This window comes from Alkalihalobacterium sp. TH-98 (assembly GCF_057473385.1).
The window spans coordinates 1-16096 of record NZ_JBYCKM010000054.1 but is presented as its reverse complement, the minus strand read 5'-3'; the positions used below and the strand labels follow the sequence as shown (position 1 = coordinate 16096).

The following is a 16096-nucleotide window of genomic DNA, read 5'->3' as shown; positions in this document are numbered from 1 at the left end:
TATGTTGGCCATAAGTGTTTAGTGAATTTGATTTTTGCAATTATAGAAACAAGGGTGGAACCACGAGACTAACACTCGTCCCTTTTTGGGATGGGTGTTTTTTTATGTTTTCAAAAAGAAAAAATAGGAGTGAGTAAGATGTCTGATGTATTGCAAATTACATTTCCTGATGGTGCTGTAAAGGAGTTTCCTGCGGGAACATCAACAGAAGATATTGCAGCTTCCATTAGTCCAGGACTAAAGAAAAAATCAATTGCAGGTAAATTTAATGGTGAGTTAGTCGATTTACGTACAACTCTTCATACAGATGGAAAAATAGAAATCGTGACTCAAGACTCGGTCGACGCATTAGAAGTCATGCGCCATAGTACTGCTCACTTATTAGCTCAAGCTGTTAAGCGGCTCTTCGGTAACGTGAAGCTTGGTGTAGGTCCTGTTATTGAAAACGGATTTTATTATGATATTGACAGCGAAACACCGATTACGGCTGAAGACTTGCCGAAAATCGAGAAAGAAATGAAGAAAATCGTCAATGAGAACCTAGACATTAATCGTGTAGAAGTGAGCCGAGATGAAGCTGTAGCTCGTTATAAAGAAATTGACGACCAGCTGAAACTTGAACTGATCGAAGCAATTCCTGCGGAAGAAAAAGTAACGATTTATGAGCAAGGTGAATTCTTTGACCTTTGTCGTGGGGTTCACGTTCCATCGACTGGGAAAATAAAAGAGTTTAAATTGTTAAGCATTGCCGGTGCATACTGGCGCGGTGATAGTAAAAACAAAATGCTTCAACGTATTTACGGTACAGCGTTCTTCAAAAAAGCAGATCTAGACGAACACTTACGCTTGCTAGAAGAAGCAAAAGAACGTGATCATCGTAAATTAGGTAAAGAGCTAAGTTTATTTACGAACTCACAAAAAGTAGGACAAGGCTTGCCGTTATGGCTTCCGAAAGGCGCGACAATTCGTCGTCTGATTGAAAGATATATCGTCGACAAGGAAGTTCGCTTAGGTTATGACCACGTTTATACACCAGTACTCGGTAGTTCAGAACTATATAAAACTTCAGGTCACTGGGATCATTATCGCGACAGTATGTTCCCTGTGATGGAAATGGATAATGAAGAGCTTGTGCTTCGTCCAATGAACTGTCCTCACCATATGATGGTGTATAAGCACGATATTCATAGTTATCGCAAATTGCCTATTCGAATTGCTGAGCTTGGAACGATGCATCGTTATGAGATGAGCGGTGCGGTTACAGGGCTGCAACGAGTTCGTGGAATGACGTTAAACGATGCGCATATTTTCTGTCGTCCAGATCAAATAAAAGACGAATTCATTCGAGTTGTTCGCCTAATCCAAGAGGTTTATAAAGATTTCGGACTGAACAATTATTCATTCCGATTATCGTACAGAGATCCTGAAGATAAAGAAAAATACTTTGACGATGATGAAATGTGGAACAAAGCTCAAGGAATGTTAAAAGATGCGATGGATGAATTAGATGTGGAGTACTTTGAGGCTGAAGGAGAAGCAGCGTTTTACGGACCGAAGTTAGATGTTCAAGTGAGAACAGCATTAGGGAAAGATGAGACGTTATCTACGGTTCAACTGGATTTCTTGCTTCCGGAGCGTTTTGATCTAACATATGTCGGTGAAGATGGTAAACCTCATCGCCCTGTCGTTATTCACCGTGGCGTCGTTTCAACGATGGAACGTTTTGTTGCCTTTTTAATTGAAGAGTATAAAGGAGCGTTCCCGACTTGGCTTGCTCCAGTTCAAGTTCAAGTGATCCCAGTATCTCCTGACGTTCACTTAGAGTATGCAAAGCGTGTAACTGAAGCCTTGCAGGCAGAAGGTATCCGTGTAGAAATCGATGAACGTGATGAAAAAATCGGATATAAAATCCGTGAAGCTCAAATTCAAAAAATTCCTTACATGCTCGTTCTAGGTGATCAAGAAATTGAGAATGAAGCTGTAAATGTACGTAAATACGGTGAACAGAAGTCTACTTCCGTTCCACTAGTTGATTTTGTAAGTGAACTAAAACAAATCGTTGAACAACGTGGGAAATAAGTTAAAGTGAAGGCTGGCTCAAGATGGAGTCAGCCTTTTTTATTATTTTTAATATTTAGGTTTAATCCTTTAAAGAAAAGGGAAAATGTTTTTTATTTAAAAATGAAATGGTACTATAGTACGATAAAGGTTAATAGCGAACAACTACTAACAATTTTAATACTTGTTGAGTATCAATGACAAAAAATCGCTGTTATTATCAAGAGAAGTCAATTACAATAGAATAGTAGCCTGGGTTTAATGATGATAGCCTATAGGGTAAATGTAGCTTTCACCAATGTTAACATTTTACTTTTATAGGTATTTAGAATTAGGTGTAAGCTAAGCATCCCATGCGGCTTTGAGGGGGAGGATCTGTGAGTAATAATATCGGGTGTGAACAAGGTTTACTCACAATTTTTGAAAAAGTAAAACAAAACATAGAGAAATTAGAGCTTAACTGTGAAACTTTGAGGTATTTACAGCAGTTGGAAGACTATGCAATGGTCTTGAATGATTCTTCTATTTTAGCGGTGACAGATGGAGATGGGACCATTATTGATGTTAACGATACATTCTGTAAAATCTCGCAATATACTCGGTCTGAATTAATTGGAAAAAACCATAATGTCTTAAAATCCGGCTATCATAGCAAAGCGTTTTATAAAGACTTATGGGACACGATAAAGAGCGGTTCAGTCTGGGAAGGGGAAATCAAAAACCGCAGAAAAGATGGAACTTTTTATTGGGTAAAGACCGCGATCTATCCCTTCTTAGATGATCAGGGAAAACCTTATAAATTTATATCAGCAAGAACAGATATTACGATGGGAAAAAAATATGAACAGCATCTACGGGAACGACTAAAAAATGACTTTAAGCATGTAGTCAAAAACCTTCATAATTTAGTATTTAAAGTTGTAAAGGTAAACGGAGAGTTTGTTTTTACATTATTTGATGGTCAATTAGTAAGTATTTTAGGAATACAAAGTAAAGATATTATCAATAAATCGATAATTGAAGTTTTTTCAGAGCATATACGTGAGTTGGCAGAAGGGTACTTCGTTACAACTTTTGAGACAGGTGAAAACACTTCGTTCGAATTCTTTGACAATAACAGATATTATCATGTTACGTTATCACCTATACTTAAAGATGGCGAGGTAACTGCTATTGTCGGGTCTGTCAGTGAATTGACAGAGCTGAAGCAATCAGAGTTAAAGATAAAGCATATGGCCTACCATAACCATATTACTGACCTTCCGAATCGTATGAAACTGATTGAAGACTTAAAAAGTGAATTAGAGAAAGCGAGAAAAGGAAAACACGGTAACTTAGGTGTAATATTAGTGGACCTTGACCGATTTAAACACATTAATGATACCGCTGGTCATTTTGTTGGCGACTCCGTTATCGTTGAAGTTGGAAAAAGGTTTTTCGATCTATACTTTTTGGACTTAGTAGAGGAAGTAAAACTGTATCATTTAGGTGGAGACGAATTTGTTTTTCTAATAAAAGGTTTCGATAAAGAAAATGTAAGTAAGATGATTTCACGCTTATATCAAACATTAGAGCAACCTTTTGCTTATAAGAATATTGATTTTTATTTAACATTAAGTGCAGGTGTCGGATTATATCCTTTAACTAAGGAAACAGATGATGAAGAGGAGTTACTTAAGCAAGCAGACTTAGCACTCTTAAAAGCTAAAGATGGGGGACGTAACTCATGCAGAATTTATACACCGCAAATGAATGAAGAGCTTATGAGAAAAATTGAAATTGAAAGCGATATTCGTAAAGCGTTAGAGCGGGATGAGTTTGTGTTATTTTTTCAACCTCAATTAAACTTAGAATCCAATCAAATGATTGGTGTGGAGGCACTGATTCGTTGGATTCATCCGATAAAAGGGTTAGTTTCACCAGCTGAGTTTATCCCGGTTGCAGAGGAAACAGGGCTTATTATACCAATTGGTGATTGGGTGTTAAAAAAGGCTTGCGACTACTTAAATGAGTGGAAAGCTGCAGGAATTAATCATATTAAAATGTCGGTTAATATAGCGACAAGCCACTTTAAACGACGTGACTTCTCTGAGAATGTTTTACAGATATTAAATACCGCAAATGTAGATGGAAATAAAATTGAATTAGAAATTAATGAAAGCAGTTTGATGGAAAATACTGAGGATACGGCTCTTACATTACAAAAATTAAGAGAACATAATGTCGGCATCTCGATTGATGATTTCGGAACAGGGTATTCATCACTAGGGTATTTAAAATCGTTTCCGATTACGACTTTAAAAATAGATCAATCATTTATTAGAGATATTATGAATAACGGCGAGGACCGAGCGATTGTGACTACGATAATTAATTTAGCTAAAAATTTAAAGCTCGAAGTGGTTGCGGAAGGAGTAGAAACAGAAGAGGCACTGACGTTTTTAAAAAGTGAACAATGTGATGTCATGCAAGGGTATTTTTATAGTAAACCATTACCCGCTGATCAATTCGTTGAATTTATTAGCTAGCTATAAGTAAATAGCGTAAAGGAAAGAACGACAAGGTCGAAAACAGAAGATCTTTTATTAAATGTTTGACATCGTGTCTAAGCTGTGATAAATTAGGTAAGTAATTTAATTAAGGACATTTACAAGCAGGAGCGCCCGCTTCTCACCTGATTGACGCATGTGCTGTTAACAGGTTTTGATTAGTTTTTAAAGGATCAGTGTGGGCGTAGTATGCGTTCGCACTTTTTTTATTGAAAAGAACGCTGAATATCAGCAAGACTTCAATGTAAAATCGGTATACCAACATAGACACATACCTTTTTAAATGAAGTCTTTTGAGAACTAGCGCATGAATGCTTTGTCCGTGTTAAACTCACTTGGAGGTGGCTCATTATTAGTAAGGACATGTTGATCAATGAGGCCATTCGCGCCCGTGAAGTACGTCTCATCGGTCCAAATGGCGATCAAATTGGAGTTAAGTCGAAACAAGAAGCTTTAGAAATGGCACAAAAGGCAAACCTTGATTTGGTTATGGTTGCTGCTAATGCAAAACCACCAGTGTGCCGTATCATGGATTTTGGTAAGTTTAAGTATGAGCAGCAAAAGAAAGACAAAGAAGCTCGTAAAAACCAAAAAGTTATTAATATTAAAGAAGTACGTCTCAGTCCGACGATTGAAGATCATGACTTTAATACAAAACTTCGTAATGCGAGAAAGTTCCTTGAAAAAGGTGACAAAGTTAAAGCTGCTATCCGTTTCCGTGGTCGTGCAATTACTCACTCTGAAATCGGCCGTAAAGTATTAGAGCGATTAGCGACAGAGTGTGAGGACATTGCGATTGTTGAGGCAAAGCCTAAAATGGAAGGCCGAAGCATGTTCTTAGTACTTGCTCCTAAAAGTGATAAGTAATAGTACGTCAACGAAGAACGATTAAGGGAGGAATAAACAAATGCCTAAAATGAAAACTCATAGAGGCGCTGCTAAGCGTTTTAAGAAAACTGGTTCTGGTAAGTTAAAGCGTTCGCACGCATTTACAAGCCACTTATTCGGTAACAAGTCACAAAAACAAAAGCGTAAGCTTCGTAAAGCAGGAATGGTTCATTCTGGTGACTTCAAACGTATTAGAGAAATGTTAACATACAAAAAATAATCGCAAAAGCTAAAGAAACAAGGAGGGAACTACTATGCCAAGAGTAAAAGGCGGATATGTAGCTCGTCGTCGTCGTAAAAAGGTATTAAAGTTAGCAAAAGGTTACCACGGTTCCAAACACCGTTTATTTAAATCAGCACAAGTACAAGTAATGAAATCATTCTTATACGCTTACCGTGACCGTCGTCAAAAGAAGCGTGACTTCCGTAAATTATGGATCACTCGTATTAACGCGGCTGCTCGTATGAACGGATTATCATACAGCCGTTTAATGCACGGTTTAAAAGTTGCTGATATCAACGTTAACCGTAAGATGCTAGCTGACTTAGCGGTAAACGATGAGCAAGCATTTGCAGAATTAGCTGCAAAAGCAAAAGCAAGCTTAAACGCATAAGTTAAAGTTAAACAGAATTAGCAGTCTTTTCGACTTGCTAATTAGTGAACGGATCATATAAAATAAACAATAAGGGTACTGGTATATTTACTAGGCCCTTTTTTGTTTCTATTTGCCCTTTTTTTAAAGGACTCAAAGCACTCATTCTTCATAATTTGATCAAAGGTGAGAACAATGTTATATGTTGCTTCATATTTTATTGGTGTAAGTATTATAGGATTTTGGTTAATGGGTTTGGACAAACGTCGAGCGGTGAATGGAAATCAGCGAATTTCGGAACGGACACTTTTACTGTTTGCCTTCATCGGCGGATCTATTGGAATTTATTTTGGAATGAAGCAATTTCGGCACAAGACGAAAAAGCCTAAATTTAATTTGGGTATACCTGTGATCATCGTTGGTCAAGTCATCCTATTACTTTTTCTTTATTAATAAGTGTGTAAATTGAATCCTACCTTGAACCATGTTTTCATAGAATAAAATAAGGTGGGTTCACTGAAAGGGGGAACGTAGTGGAGCAGTCATTAGATTCCATTCAGTTTGTCATTGAGGAAAGTGGATGGTTAGCCCCTCTATTCTTTATTTTACTGCACGTTCTAAGGCAAGTTTTCTTTATACCTGTTATTCTTGTTTGTTTATTAGGCGGATATTTATTTGGTGTATTTTATGGAACGATCTATTCCTTAATTGGTTTAACATTTACTAGTCTAGCGTTTTATGTAATTGCTAAAAGGTTTCCTAAAGTCACGACAAAGTTATTCTACTTAAAAAAGAAATATTTTGGGTCGTATCATAGGATGAGTTTAGTGCAAATGTTAATTGTTCGTTTAATGCCCTTTATTCATTTTCATTTAATTTCTTTATATTTGTTAGAGATGTCTAAAAACATGAAGGAATATACGAAATACTCCTTTTATGCATGTATACCGCCAGCATTTGTTTTCACCGCTTTTGGACATATGATCCATGAAATGCCGCTCGCAATAAGTTTAACGTTAGTTGGGGCCTTATTCGTAGTATTTACAATTCTCGGTAGAAAAGAAGTAACGTACAAATGGAATGATTTTTTTACAGCAAAATCATAAAAGGGAGAACAGTGCTTAGAGCAACTATTCTCCCTTTTTCTTTAGGAATTCTTTTACCGGGCTTTTCCATTCAATTTCTGCATTTGGATAATGAATAAGAATTTCCTTTTCAATCACTTCAAAATCTTCTCGGTCTAACCCTTGCAGTATTTCAGGATTTTTCACCCATACTTGAACCGAAATGACCTCAAATGCTTTGTCCGTCGTTCCTAGATATTTTTCCCCTTCAAATAAAACGCCTTTGTAGGTGACTAAAAAGTTCTTCCGTACGTTTTGCTTTTCATCATGAAAGTGGAATTGCTTCTTTTCATGAGCGAGTTCAAATTTTCGTTTAGGGTTTGTAATGTACTTAATTGCACTATATATAATGACAATAAACGCAATAATGATTAATAAACGAAATAATAAGACCATTGATAACTCCTCCTATTCTAGGCCTTCTTTTTCCTATATACGATTCAAACGAAAAAAGGTTGCACATTTGCTATAATATTACTAATTATTTTTATATCAATTTTATTTTATCTTATACTACAAAGTAAAAGAATGAAAGTATTTAGAAGGAGAGAAACGATTGTGAATTTGAAAAAATTATTTGATATGCAGCGTCAATTAAATGAACGTATCATAAAAGAGCATAGACTTGAGGAACAGAATTTGTTAGCTGAACAAATTTTAGCTCTTGAAGTCGAACTAGGAGAACTAGCCAATGAGACAAGGTGCTTTAAATATTGGAGCAATAAACCGCCGGCTGAACGTCATATCATATTAGAAGAATATGTAGATGGTCTACATTTTATCCTATCGTTAGGAATTGTCCTGAAATTTGAAGGTATTCAGTTACATACGCAACGTGAAGAAAAGACGACAACATTAGTTCAAGCTTTCCAGCGAGTATACGATTTAATTACGAAATTGCATGAGCAGCAAACCTTTGAGAGTTACAAGGAATTATTTGATGACTATTTAATTCTCGGTGAAAAATTAGGGTTTTCGACTGACGAAATGGAGCAAGCTTATTATGATAAGAATGAAGTAAATCATCGTCGTCAGGATGAAGGGTATTAATCGTTAAAAGGTGATTGTTTGAGTATCGAAACACTCTCGTTTATACTAGAGTAGAATACATATAAGGGAGGACATTTACATATGGCAAACTTAGATCCAACTTTACAAATGTTAAAAGAATTAACAGATGCTAACGGAATTCCTGGTAATGAAAAAGAGCCGCGTGACGTGATGAGACGCTTTATTGAGCCTTATGCGACTGAAGTTTATACTGATAACTTAGGAAGCTTAATTGCTAAGAAAACGGGTTCTCAAGAAGGACCAAAAATTATGGTAGCTGGACATCTTGATGAAATCGGTTTCATGATAACGAGCATTGATGATAAAGGCTATCTGCGTTTCCAAACCGTTGGCGGTTGGTGGGAGCAAGTAATGCTCGCACAACGTGTGACGATTATGACGAAAAATGGTTATGTCCCAGGTGTTATCGGTTCGAAGCCGCCGCATATTCTTTCTCCTGAAGTACGTAAAAAGCCTGTTGATAAAAAAGATATGTTTATTGACATTGGTGCGTCAAGTAAAGAGGAAGCAATGGAGTTTGGAGTTCGTCCTGGAGATGCAGTCGTCCCAGTTTGTGACTTTACAGTAATGAAAAACGAAAAGTATTTAATGGCGAAAGCGTGGGATAATCGTATCGGTTGTGCGATTGCAATTGAAGTACTTAGACAATTAAAAGATGTAGATCACCCTAACACTGTTTACGGTGTAGGAACGGTTCAAGAAGAAGTTGGTCTGCGCGGGGCTAGAACGTCAGCTCACCTTATCCAACCAGATATCGGCTTCGGGGTCGATGTAGGTATCGCTGGTGACACACCAGGAGTAAGCGAAAAAGATGCATTGGCTAAGATGGGTGATGGCCCGCAAATCATCATGTATGATGCATCAATGGTATCTCATAAAGGATTAAGAGACTTTGTTACTTCAACAGCTGAAGAAAACAACATCCCTTACCAATTTGATTATGTGGCAGGTGGAGGAACAGACTCTGGTGCTATACACTTAACAGCTAACGGAGTTCCGTCACTGTCAATTACGATTGCAACTCGTTATATCCACACACACGCAGCCATCTTGCATCGTGATGACTTTGAAAATGCGGTAAAACTAATTGTTGAAGTCATCAAAAAATTAGATACAGATACAGTAAAACAAATTACATTTGATTGATCACAAGAAAAGTGAAAGCGTCCGTTAAGCGGCGTATGGACTGGAGCGCCCCTTATGAGATAAAGGATACACGGCGAGTGCTAACGAGCAGATGTTGACTTATCGTAAGGAGGGGAGCGAAGTCCACTAGACGCTGGACGCTGCAGCTAGACAAGAAAAGCGGAAGGTGTCTGCTTATCGGCGACAAGCGCTGGAGGGCTAACAAGATGTGTCCCGCTATTGGACCCATTTGCTAGACCGAAGCGACCTCGAGCCGATGACACCTGCAGCTAGACAAGAAAAGCGGAAGGTGTCTGCTTATCGGCGACAAGCGCTGGAGGGCTAACAAGATGTGTCCCGCTATTGGACACATTTGCTAGACCGAAGCGACCTCAGCCGATGACACCTGCAGCTAGACAAGAAAAGCGCAAGCGCCCAGCGACGTCTCACTGGGCGCTTTTGCTACACATCAACCAAAGAAAAAAATCCGGCGAAGTTCGCCGGATTATCTTTGTAAACCGTTTGTAATTTGTGTAACCATTTGCTGCTTTTGATTTTCATCTGCATTTCTCCAATAAACTTCAAACAACACACCTAAACCAGGCAGCATTTTTTCCTCGCCGCTAGCCATGGCGTCTGTAATTGTTGCCTCGACTTGGTCTTCACTGCTCCCTTGAACATTTGCTAAAATAGCACCTCTTAAATTAAAGCTCATCGCTAAGCACTCCTTCACTAAGTAGATATTAAATCTTTCCTAGTTTGTGAAATTTTTTAGGGATTATGTATAATTTGGAGGGTATAATTATAAAAAAGAGAGGAAGTTCAAAAAGTCCGGGAAAAATAACTGAGAAAGTTGATCTTCGACTAAGGGCCCCACGTCCTGTGGGAACGTCGAAGTCACCACATCCTGTGGAAGCTCGTTGGTTTGCTTCTGCGGTCCTTGGAAAATAAGATCACTTTTCCGTCGTGCGGATTATGCTTACGAAGATACAAGCTTGTGCTCACGTATTAAAAGCATACGCTGTGCTCCTCAAAGCTACACCGCCTTGAACTTCTTGGTTCTTTTTGTCCTCCTTTTTGAACGATATAGCAGTTTGCATTTTGATATAGATGAGGAGTTTGTAATGAATCGTATTGAATCAGCTAAAAACCCAAAAGTAAAACAGTGGAAAAAGTTACATACAAAAAAAGGGCGCGATACCGATCATCAATTTTTGATTGAAGGAAGGCATTTAATAGAAGAAGCTCGGAAATCTGGTTTTGATCCTATAGAATTGATCATTTCTGAAGAGTACGATGTTCCAAAAAACTGGTCGGATTGGCAAGTGCCAATTACTTACGTTACGGATCGTGTCATGGTGGAGTTAAGTGAAACAAAATCTCCACAAGGAGTTATCGCAATCTGTCAGCAATTTGAACATCATTTTGTTCCAAGTCAAGGGCGATATTTATTAATAGATGCCGTTCAAGACCCAGGAAATGTTGGAACGATCATCCGCACAGCAGATGCTGCTGGAGTTGATGGAATTGTTTTAGGAGATGGATCAGTCGATCTTTATAATGGAAAAGTCATTCGTTCCACCCAAGGTTCCTTGTTTCATTTGCCGATTGTAAAAGGTAATTTATTGGAGTGGATTGAAAAACTAAAATCATTGGATATCCCTGTTTATGGAACAGCTCTTGAAAATGGACAAGACTACAATGAAATAGAGTCACCATCTTCATTTGCTTTAATGGTTGGGAATGAAGGAGAAGGGGTTTCAAAAGACCTTTTAAAAGAAACGAATGCTAATTTATATGTACCGATCTATGGCAAGGCGGAGTCGTTAAATGTCGCGATTGCTACGGCCATTTTACTTTATGGATTACGAAAAAAATAAATGGACTTGCACTGTGTGTTATTTTTTTCTATACTTTAATAAGTTTGATATTACATATTTTAATATTGCCAAAAGCGTTGAAGGAGAGTAGTAGGCTGTCAATCACCATCTAGGGAGGAAATGTCTTAGACTGAAAGCATTTCTATGGATGAAACAGGTGAATTCACTCTTGAGCTAGCACCGGAACATAGGATGGTTAACTTGTCTTATTAAGGTGTTATCGGTTTAAACCGTTATCTAATGAAGTGAGCAGTAGATATTCTATTGCTAATAAGGGTGGTACCACGAGCCATCGTCCCTTAGTTTGGGGCGATGGCTCTATTTATTTTTAGGGAACATTCCAATTTGTAATTAAAAGAGGGAGGAAATATACATGAAAGATCGTTTAGAAGGTCTCAAAAATGAAGCGCTTGAAAAAGTAGTACAAGCTGACTCTTTAAAAGCTTTACAAGACATTCGTGTTGCATACTTAGGAAAGAAAGGTCCGATTACTGAAGTATTACGAGGAATGGGACAGCTATCAGCTGAAGAACGCCCTCTCATCGGACAAATGGCTAATGATGTTCGAGCAGCGATTACTGAAAAGCTAGAAGAAAAAGAAACGCAATTAGAGGCACAAGAAGTAGAAAGAAAATTAGCAGAGGAAAGTATTGATGTTACACTTCCAGGCCGACCAGTAGTAAAAGGAGCTCGTCATCCGTTAACTTCCGTTGTTGAACATGTTGAAGATGTGTTTATTGGAATGGGGTTTGAAGTCGCTGAAGGTCCTGAAGTAGAAACGGATTACTATAACTTTGAAGCGCTGAACTTACCGAAAGACCATCCAGCACGTGATATGCAAGATTCTTTTTACATTACAAATGAACTTTTACTACGTACGCATACTTCTCCTGTACAAGCTCGTACGATGGAAAAGTACAAAGGACAAGGGCCAGTTAAAATCATTTGTCCAGGAAAAGTATTCAGACGTGATGACGATGATGCGACGCACTCCCACCAATTCATGCAAATTGAAGGACTTTACATCGATGAAAACGTCCGTATGAGTGATTTAAAGGGGATGCTAGATACATTTGCAAAACAATATTTCGGTGAAGATCGCACGATTCGTCTTCGACCGAGTTTCTTCCCGTTTACAGAGCCTTCAGTTGAAGTTGATGTCTCTTGTGGGATTTGCGGTGGAAAAGGCTGTCGAGTATGTAAGCAAACAGGTTGGATTGAAGTACTTGGAGCTGGGATGGTTCACCCCCGTGTACTTGAAATGGGTGGATTTGATCCGAAAAAGTATAGCGGATTTGCATTCGGTATGGGTGTGGAACGCCTAGCAATGTTAAAGTACGGTATTGATGATATTCGTCATTTCTATACAAATGACTTACGTTTCTTAGAACAGTTTAAACAGGTATAAGAGGAGGAGAGAATATGTTAGTTTCTTATAAGTGGCTTCAAGAATATATCGATGTGGCTGATTTAACGCCGAAAGAAATAGCGGATAAGTTGACTAAAGGCGGTATTGAAGTAGACATCATTCATTCCCTGAAAAAAGGAATGAGCGGAGTGGTGGTTGGACATGTAGTGGAATGTACTCAACACCCAAATGCAGATAAATTACGAGTGTGTAAAGTAGATGTAGGTGCAGAAGAACATTTACAAATTGTTTGTGGTGCAGCCAATGTCGGTGCCGACCAGAAAGTAGCTGTAGCAACAGTTGGTGCTGTATTACCAGGGAACTTTAAAATTAAAAAAGCGAAACTTCGTGGTGAATTATCACAAGGGATGATTTGTTCACTTCAAGAGTTAGGAATTGAAGGAAAGTTAATTCCAAAGGAATTTGCTGAAGGGATTTATAATTTTCCGGCAAATGTTGAACCTGGTCAAGATGCACTTGAAGTTCTTAATTTAACAGATGAGGTTTTAGAATTAGATTTAACGCCAAATCGTTCAGACTGTTTAAGTATGTTAGGTGTTGCCTATGAGATGGCTGCATTGTTAGGTCGCGAGGTAAAACACCCAACAATCACTGAAAGTTCAAGCAGCGAAAAAGCATCTGACTATATAACGGTACAAGTGGAAGCATCCGAAGACAACCCGTATTACGGAGCTAAAATTATTAAAAATGTAAAAATCGGACCATCCCCTTTATGGTTACAAAACCGTTTAACAGCTGCTGGAATTCGTCCGATCAGTAATGTAGTCGATGTAACAAACTATGTCCTGATTGAATACGGTCAACCACTTCATGCTTTTGACTATGATCGTTTTGGATCAAAAGACATAGTTGTTCGCCGTGCGCGTGATGGAGAAGAAATTGTGACGCTGGATGACGAAACACGAAAGCTAAGCGCTGACCACCTAGTCATTACAAACGGCACAGAAGCAACGGCAGTAGCTGGTGTAATGGGTGGAGCATTTTCAGAAGTACAAGATGACACAACAACTATTCTTTTAGAGGCAGCATATTTCAATAGTCAAACGGTTCGCAGGGCTTCAAGAGATTTAGGTCTTCGCAGTGAATCAAGCATGCGCTATGAAAAAGGTGTTGACCCTAAACGAGTGCGTGAAGCAGCTGAACGTGCAGCGCAACTCATTGCAGAGTTAGCAGGTGGAGAAGTTGCAGACGGCATTGTTGAAGTGGATACATTAAATATAGCGGAGCGAGAAGTAACGATTTCAACTGAACAAGTAAATCGACTTCTTGGAACGAGTTTAACAACTGAAGACATTGCAAAAATCTTTGACCGACTCCAATTTTCTTATGTACAAAATGGAGAAGTGTTCGATGTAACGGCACCTACACGACGAAATGATATTTCGATCACAGAGGATTTAGTTGAGGAAGTCGCGAGGTTGTTCGGTTACGATCATATTCCAACGACATTGCCAATCGGATTAACAACACCTGGGGGATTAACAGATTATCAAGCTGGTCGAAGAAAAGTCCGTCAGTCTTTAGAAGCAGCAGGCCTTTACCAAGCAATTACGTATTCTTTAACAACGCCTAAGAAAGCAACTGGCTTAAGTAATGAAAATGAACATTTAACACCGGTGAAACTTTCGATGCCAATGAGTGAGGATCGAAGTACGTTAAGAACGAGCCTGATCCCTCATTTATTAGATGTTATTAGTTACAATTTAAACCGAAAAGTTAACAATGTGGCGATCTATGAAGTAGGTTCCATCTTCTTATCAGAAGAAAAAGAAGTCACAAAGCAACCGACTGAAAAAGAAATGGTCGCTGGAGCCTTTACGGGTATTGCACATAGTCATTTATGGCAAGGTGAAAAGAAAGCAGTAGACTTTTTCGTAGCGAAAGGTGTAGTTGAAGCACTAATTTCTGAGCTTGGTCTAAGTCACTTGGTCGCTTTCGAACAAACGAAAAAGCCTGGACTCCACCCTGGACGTACAGCTTCGATCGTACTAGACGGAAGTGAGGTTGGCTTTATCGGTCAAATTCATCCAACGTTACAAAAAGATTTAGACTTGAATGAGACCTATGTGTTCCAAATGGATTTAGAGCAACTGCTCAACTACAAGCAAGACGATGTAGCTTACCAGCCAATTCCAAGGTACCCTTCGATTTCTCGTGATATTGCTCTCGTTGTGGATGAAGCGGTTCATGCAGGAAAAGTTCAACAAGTAATCGTCACTGCTGGTGGTCAATTATTAAAAAATGTACAATTATTTGACCTATATCAAGGCGAGCATATGGAAGCCGGTAAAAAATCGTTAGCATTTTCACTAACATATTTTGATCCAGAGCGCACGTTAACGGATGAAGAAGTTAGCCAAGTTCATCAAAAGGTTCTAGATCAATTAAAAACAGAAATCGGAGCAGAGCTAAGAGCATAAGCTCCCCAAAAAAAGTAGATGGAATCAGTATCTGATTCCATCTGCTTTTTTATTGTTTAACATTTATTTTAAAATAATGAGAAGAAATGATCGTTTAAATAATGAATAGTTTGGCTTTATATTTTCAACATCGGCGCTTCGTGTTATGATAGAACTTAGGATTTTTCAAATTGCTAATTATGGAAGTAGTAAGAAGCCATAGATCGTGATAGGAGGCTTTTTGGGTGTCAGAGGAGAGAGAAACTGAACGAACTCGCACGACTGTATCAATATACGGCCAGCAATATACGATTGTTAGTGAAGAAGGAGCTGCACATGTTAAGCAGGTGGCTCAACATGTCGATCAAAAAATGAAAGAAATTCGCAAACGTAATACATTGTTAGATACAACTAGACTAGCAGTTTTAACTGCACTTAATGTCGCTGATGATTATGTGAAAATGACTAAAAGGCTAGAACAACTAGAAGCGAAATTAAAGGAAGAGGACAAAAAAGATGTTTAGTTTACTAATATTTTTTATCTTAATTAGTAGTTTTTTCATTGGCTTAAAGAGGGGCTTCATCCTTCAACTGATTCATCTCGTAAGTTTTTTTGTGGCATTAATCGTTGCTTATCTCTATTACGGGGAACTAGCTTCATATATTCGCTTATGGATCCCGTATCCACAATTTTCGAGTGATAGTGCATTTTCCATGTTTATAGAAGCATTTAATTTTGAAAGTGTATACTATTCAGGTATAGCTTTTGCCATACTATTTTTCGGTACGAAAATCGCTTTGCATATTATCGGTTCAATGTTAGATTTTGTTGCACATTTACCGATTTTAAGAACGATTAATGGTTGGCTTGGCGGAATTCTATGTTTCTTAGAAGCGTATTTAATTCTATTTATTGTTCTTCATGTTGCAGCGCTATTACCAATTGAATTTGTTCAAGAACAGTTACAAAAATCTTCACT

General features: G+C 38.2%; 16 protein-coding genes and 3 other annotated features (1 of these 19 cut by a window edge). Of the genes, 14 read left to right on the top strand and 2 right to left on the bottom strand.

What is annotated here, in order from left to right:
• Nucleotides 1–86, top strand: a binding site (T-box leader) (it extends 177 nt beyond the left edge of the window).
• Between the two features lie 52 nt (nucleotides 87–138).
• The 7 genes from thrS to AC2VNP_RS20710 all read left to right on the top strand — a co-directional run bounded on the left by thrS (nucleotide 139) and on the right by AC2VNP_RS20710 (nucleotide 7194).
• Nucleotides 139–2079, top strand: coding sequence for a threonine--tRNA ligase (gene thrS / locus AC2VNP_RS20740; RefSeq protein WP_486919174.1), 1941 nt, complete (start codon nucleotides 139–141; stop codon nucleotides 2077–2079).
• Nucleotides 2080–2435: 356 nt separating this feature from the next.
• Nucleotides 2436–4586, top strand: a complete 2151-nt coding sequence (locus tag AC2VNP_RS20735) for a sensor domain-containing protein (RefSeq protein ID WP_486919172.1) — start codon at nucleotides 2436–2438, stop codon at nucleotides 4584–4586.
• A 117-nt stretch (nucleotides 4587–4703) separates the two neighbouring features.
• Nucleotides 4704–4820, top strand: a sequence feature (ribosomal protein L20 leader region).
• A gap of 150 nt (nucleotides 4821–4970) precedes the next feature.
• Nucleotides 4971–5474, top strand: a complete 504-nt coding sequence (gene infC, locus AC2VNP_RS20730; protein ID WP_236034958.1) for a translation initiation factor IF-3 — start codon at nucleotides 4971–4973, stop codon at nucleotides 5472–5474.
• A 40-nt stretch (nucleotides 5475–5514) separates the two neighbouring features.
• Nucleotides 5515–5715, top strand: coding sequence for a 50S ribosomal protein L35 (rpmI, locus tag AC2VNP_RS20725; protein ID WP_034627113.1), 201 nt, complete (start codon nucleotides 5515–5517; stop codon nucleotides 5713–5715).
• Between the two features lie 34 nt (nucleotides 5716–5749).
• Nucleotides 5750–6109 carry a 50S ribosomal protein L20 gene (gene rplT / locus AC2VNP_RS20720; RefSeq protein WP_486919170.1) on the top strand — a complete coding sequence of 120 codons (360 nt, stop codon included), beginning with the start codon at nucleotides 5750–5752 and terminating at the stop codon, nucleotides 6107–6109.
• Between the two features lie 174 nt (nucleotides 6110–6283).
• Entirely contained in the window at nucleotides 6284–6541 is a 258-nt protein-coding gene (locus AC2VNP_RS20715; protein WP_486919229.1) for a DUF1294 domain-containing protein, read from the top strand.
• 80 nt (nucleotides 6542–6621) lie between these two features.
• Entirely contained in the window at nucleotides 6622–7194 is a 573-nt protein-coding gene (locus AC2VNP_RS20710; protein ID WP_486919168.1) for a TVP38/TMEM64 family protein, read from the top strand.
• A 24-nt stretch (nucleotides 7195–7218) separates the two neighbouring features.
• On the opposite strand, the gene AC2VNP_RS20705 is transcribed toward AC2VNP_RS20710, so the two are convergent.
• Nucleotides 7219–7608 carry a sigma-w pathway protein ysdB gene (locus AC2VNP_RS20705; protein ID WP_486919167.1) on the bottom strand — a complete coding sequence of 130 codons (390 nt, stop codon included), beginning with the start codon at nucleotides 7606–7608 and terminating at the stop codon, nucleotides 7219–7221.
• Between the two features lie 162 nt (nucleotides 7609–7770).
• Between AC2VNP_RS20705 and AC2VNP_RS20700 the strand changes: the two genes are divergently transcribed.
• Both AC2VNP_RS20700 and AC2VNP_RS20695 read left to right on the top strand, forming a co-directional pair.
• Nucleotides 7771–8262, top strand: coding sequence for a dUTP diphosphatase (locus tag AC2VNP_RS20700; protein ID WP_486919166.1), 492 nt, complete (start codon nucleotides 7771–7773; stop codon nucleotides 8260–8262).
• Nucleotides 8263–8343: 81 nt separating this feature from the next.
• Nucleotides 8344–9429 (top strand): M42 family metallopeptidase, encoded by a 1086-nt coding sequence (locus AC2VNP_RS20695; RefSeq protein ID WP_486919164.1) that lies wholly within the window; start codon nucleotides 8344–8346, stop codon nucleotides 9427–9429.
• Nucleotides 9430–9913: 484 nt separating this feature from the next.
• Here AC2VNP_RS20695 and sspI read toward each other — a convergent pair whose 3' ends face one another.
• Nucleotides 9914–10123, bottom strand: coding sequence for a small acid-soluble spore protein SspI (sspI, locus tag AC2VNP_RS20690; RefSeq protein ID WP_275116996.1), 210 nt, complete (start codon nucleotides 10121–10123; stop codon nucleotides 9914–9916).
• 409 nt (nucleotides 10124–10532) lie between these two features.
• Between sspI and AC2VNP_RS20685 the strand changes: the two genes are divergently transcribed.
• From AC2VNP_RS20685 to AC2VNP_RS20665, 5 genes are all read left to right on the top strand, one after another.
• The gene (locus AC2VNP_RS20685; protein ID WP_486919162.1) at nucleotides 10533–11288 is read left to right on the top strand and encodes a TrmH family RNA methyltransferase; all 756 of its coding nucleotides are present in this window, start codon (nucleotides 10533–10535) and stop codon (nucleotides 11286–11288) included.
• 68 nt (nucleotides 11289–11356) lie between these two features.
• Nucleotides 11357–11591: a binding site (T-box leader), on the top strand.
• Nucleotides 11592–11661: 70 nt separating this feature from the next.
• Complete coding sequence (gene pheS / locus AC2VNP_RS20680) at nucleotides 11662–12696, top strand: phenylalanine--tRNA ligase subunit alpha (protein ID WP_486919161.1); 1035 nt, start codon at nucleotides 11662–11664, stop codon at nucleotides 12694–12696.
• A gap of 14 nt (nucleotides 12697–12710) precedes the next feature.
• Complete coding sequence (gene pheT, locus AC2VNP_RS20675) at nucleotides 12711–15137, top strand: phenylalanine--tRNA ligase subunit beta (RefSeq protein ID WP_486919160.1); 2427 nt, start codon at nucleotides 12711–12713, stop codon at nucleotides 15135–15137.
• A 224-nt stretch (nucleotides 15138–15361) separates the two neighbouring features.
• Nucleotides 15362–15640 carry a cell division protein ZapA gene (gene zapA / locus AC2VNP_RS20670; RefSeq protein WP_486919159.1) on the top strand — a complete coding sequence of 93 codons (279 nt, stop codon included), beginning with the start codon at nucleotides 15362–15364 and terminating at the stop codon, nucleotides 15638–15640.
• Nucleotides 15633–16096 (top strand): CvpA family protein (locus AC2VNP_RS20665; RefSeq protein WP_486919158.1); only part of this gene is annotated, 464 nt, incomplete at its 3' end. The genes zapA and AC2VNP_RS20665, both read left to right, overlap by 8 nt.

Excerpts from the sequence above, each read along its gene's own strand:
- thrS (WP_486919174.1), top strand. The coding sequence starts at position 139 with ATGTCTGATGTATTGCAAATTACATTTCCTGATGGTGCTGTAAAGGAG.
- infC (WP_236034958.1), top strand. The coding sequence starts at position 4,971 with ATGTTGATCAATGAGGCCATTCGCGCCCGTGAAGTACGTCTCATCGGT.
- rpmI (WP_034627113.1), top strand. The coding sequence starts at position 5,515 with ATGCCTAAAATGAAAACTCATAGAGGCGCTGCTAAGCGTTTTAAGAAA.
- rplT (WP_486919170.1), top strand. The coding sequence starts at position 5,750 with ATGCCAAGAGTAAAAGGCGGATATGTAGCTCGTCGTCGTCGTAAAAAG.
- AC2VNP_RS20715 (WP_486919229.1), top strand. The coding sequence starts at position 6,284 with ATGTTATATGTTGCTTCATATTTTATTGGTGTAAGTATTATAGGATTT.
- AC2VNP_RS20705 (WP_486919167.1), bottom strand. The coding sequence starts at position 7,608 with ATGGTCTTATTATTTCGTTTATTAATCATTATTGCGTTTATTGTCATT.
- AC2VNP_RS20695 (WP_486919164.1), top strand. The coding sequence starts at position 8,344 with ATGGCAAACTTAGATCCAACTTTACAAATGTTAAAAGAATTAACAGAT.
- sspI (WP_275116996.1), bottom strand. The coding sequence starts at position 10,123 with ATGAGCTTTAATTTAAGAGGTGCTATTTTAGCAAATGTTCAAGGGAGC.
- AC2VNP_RS20685 (WP_486919162.1), top strand. The coding sequence starts at position 10,533 with ATGAATCGTATTGAATCAGCTAAAAACCCAAAAGTAAAACAGTGGAAA.
- pheS (WP_486919161.1), top strand. The coding sequence starts at position 11,662 with ATGAAAGATCGTTTAGAAGGTCTCAAAAATGAAGCGCTTGAAAAAGTA.
- pheT (WP_486919160.1), top strand. The coding sequence starts at position 12,711 with ATGTTAGTTTCTTATAAGTGGCTTCAAGAATATATCGATGTGGCTGAT.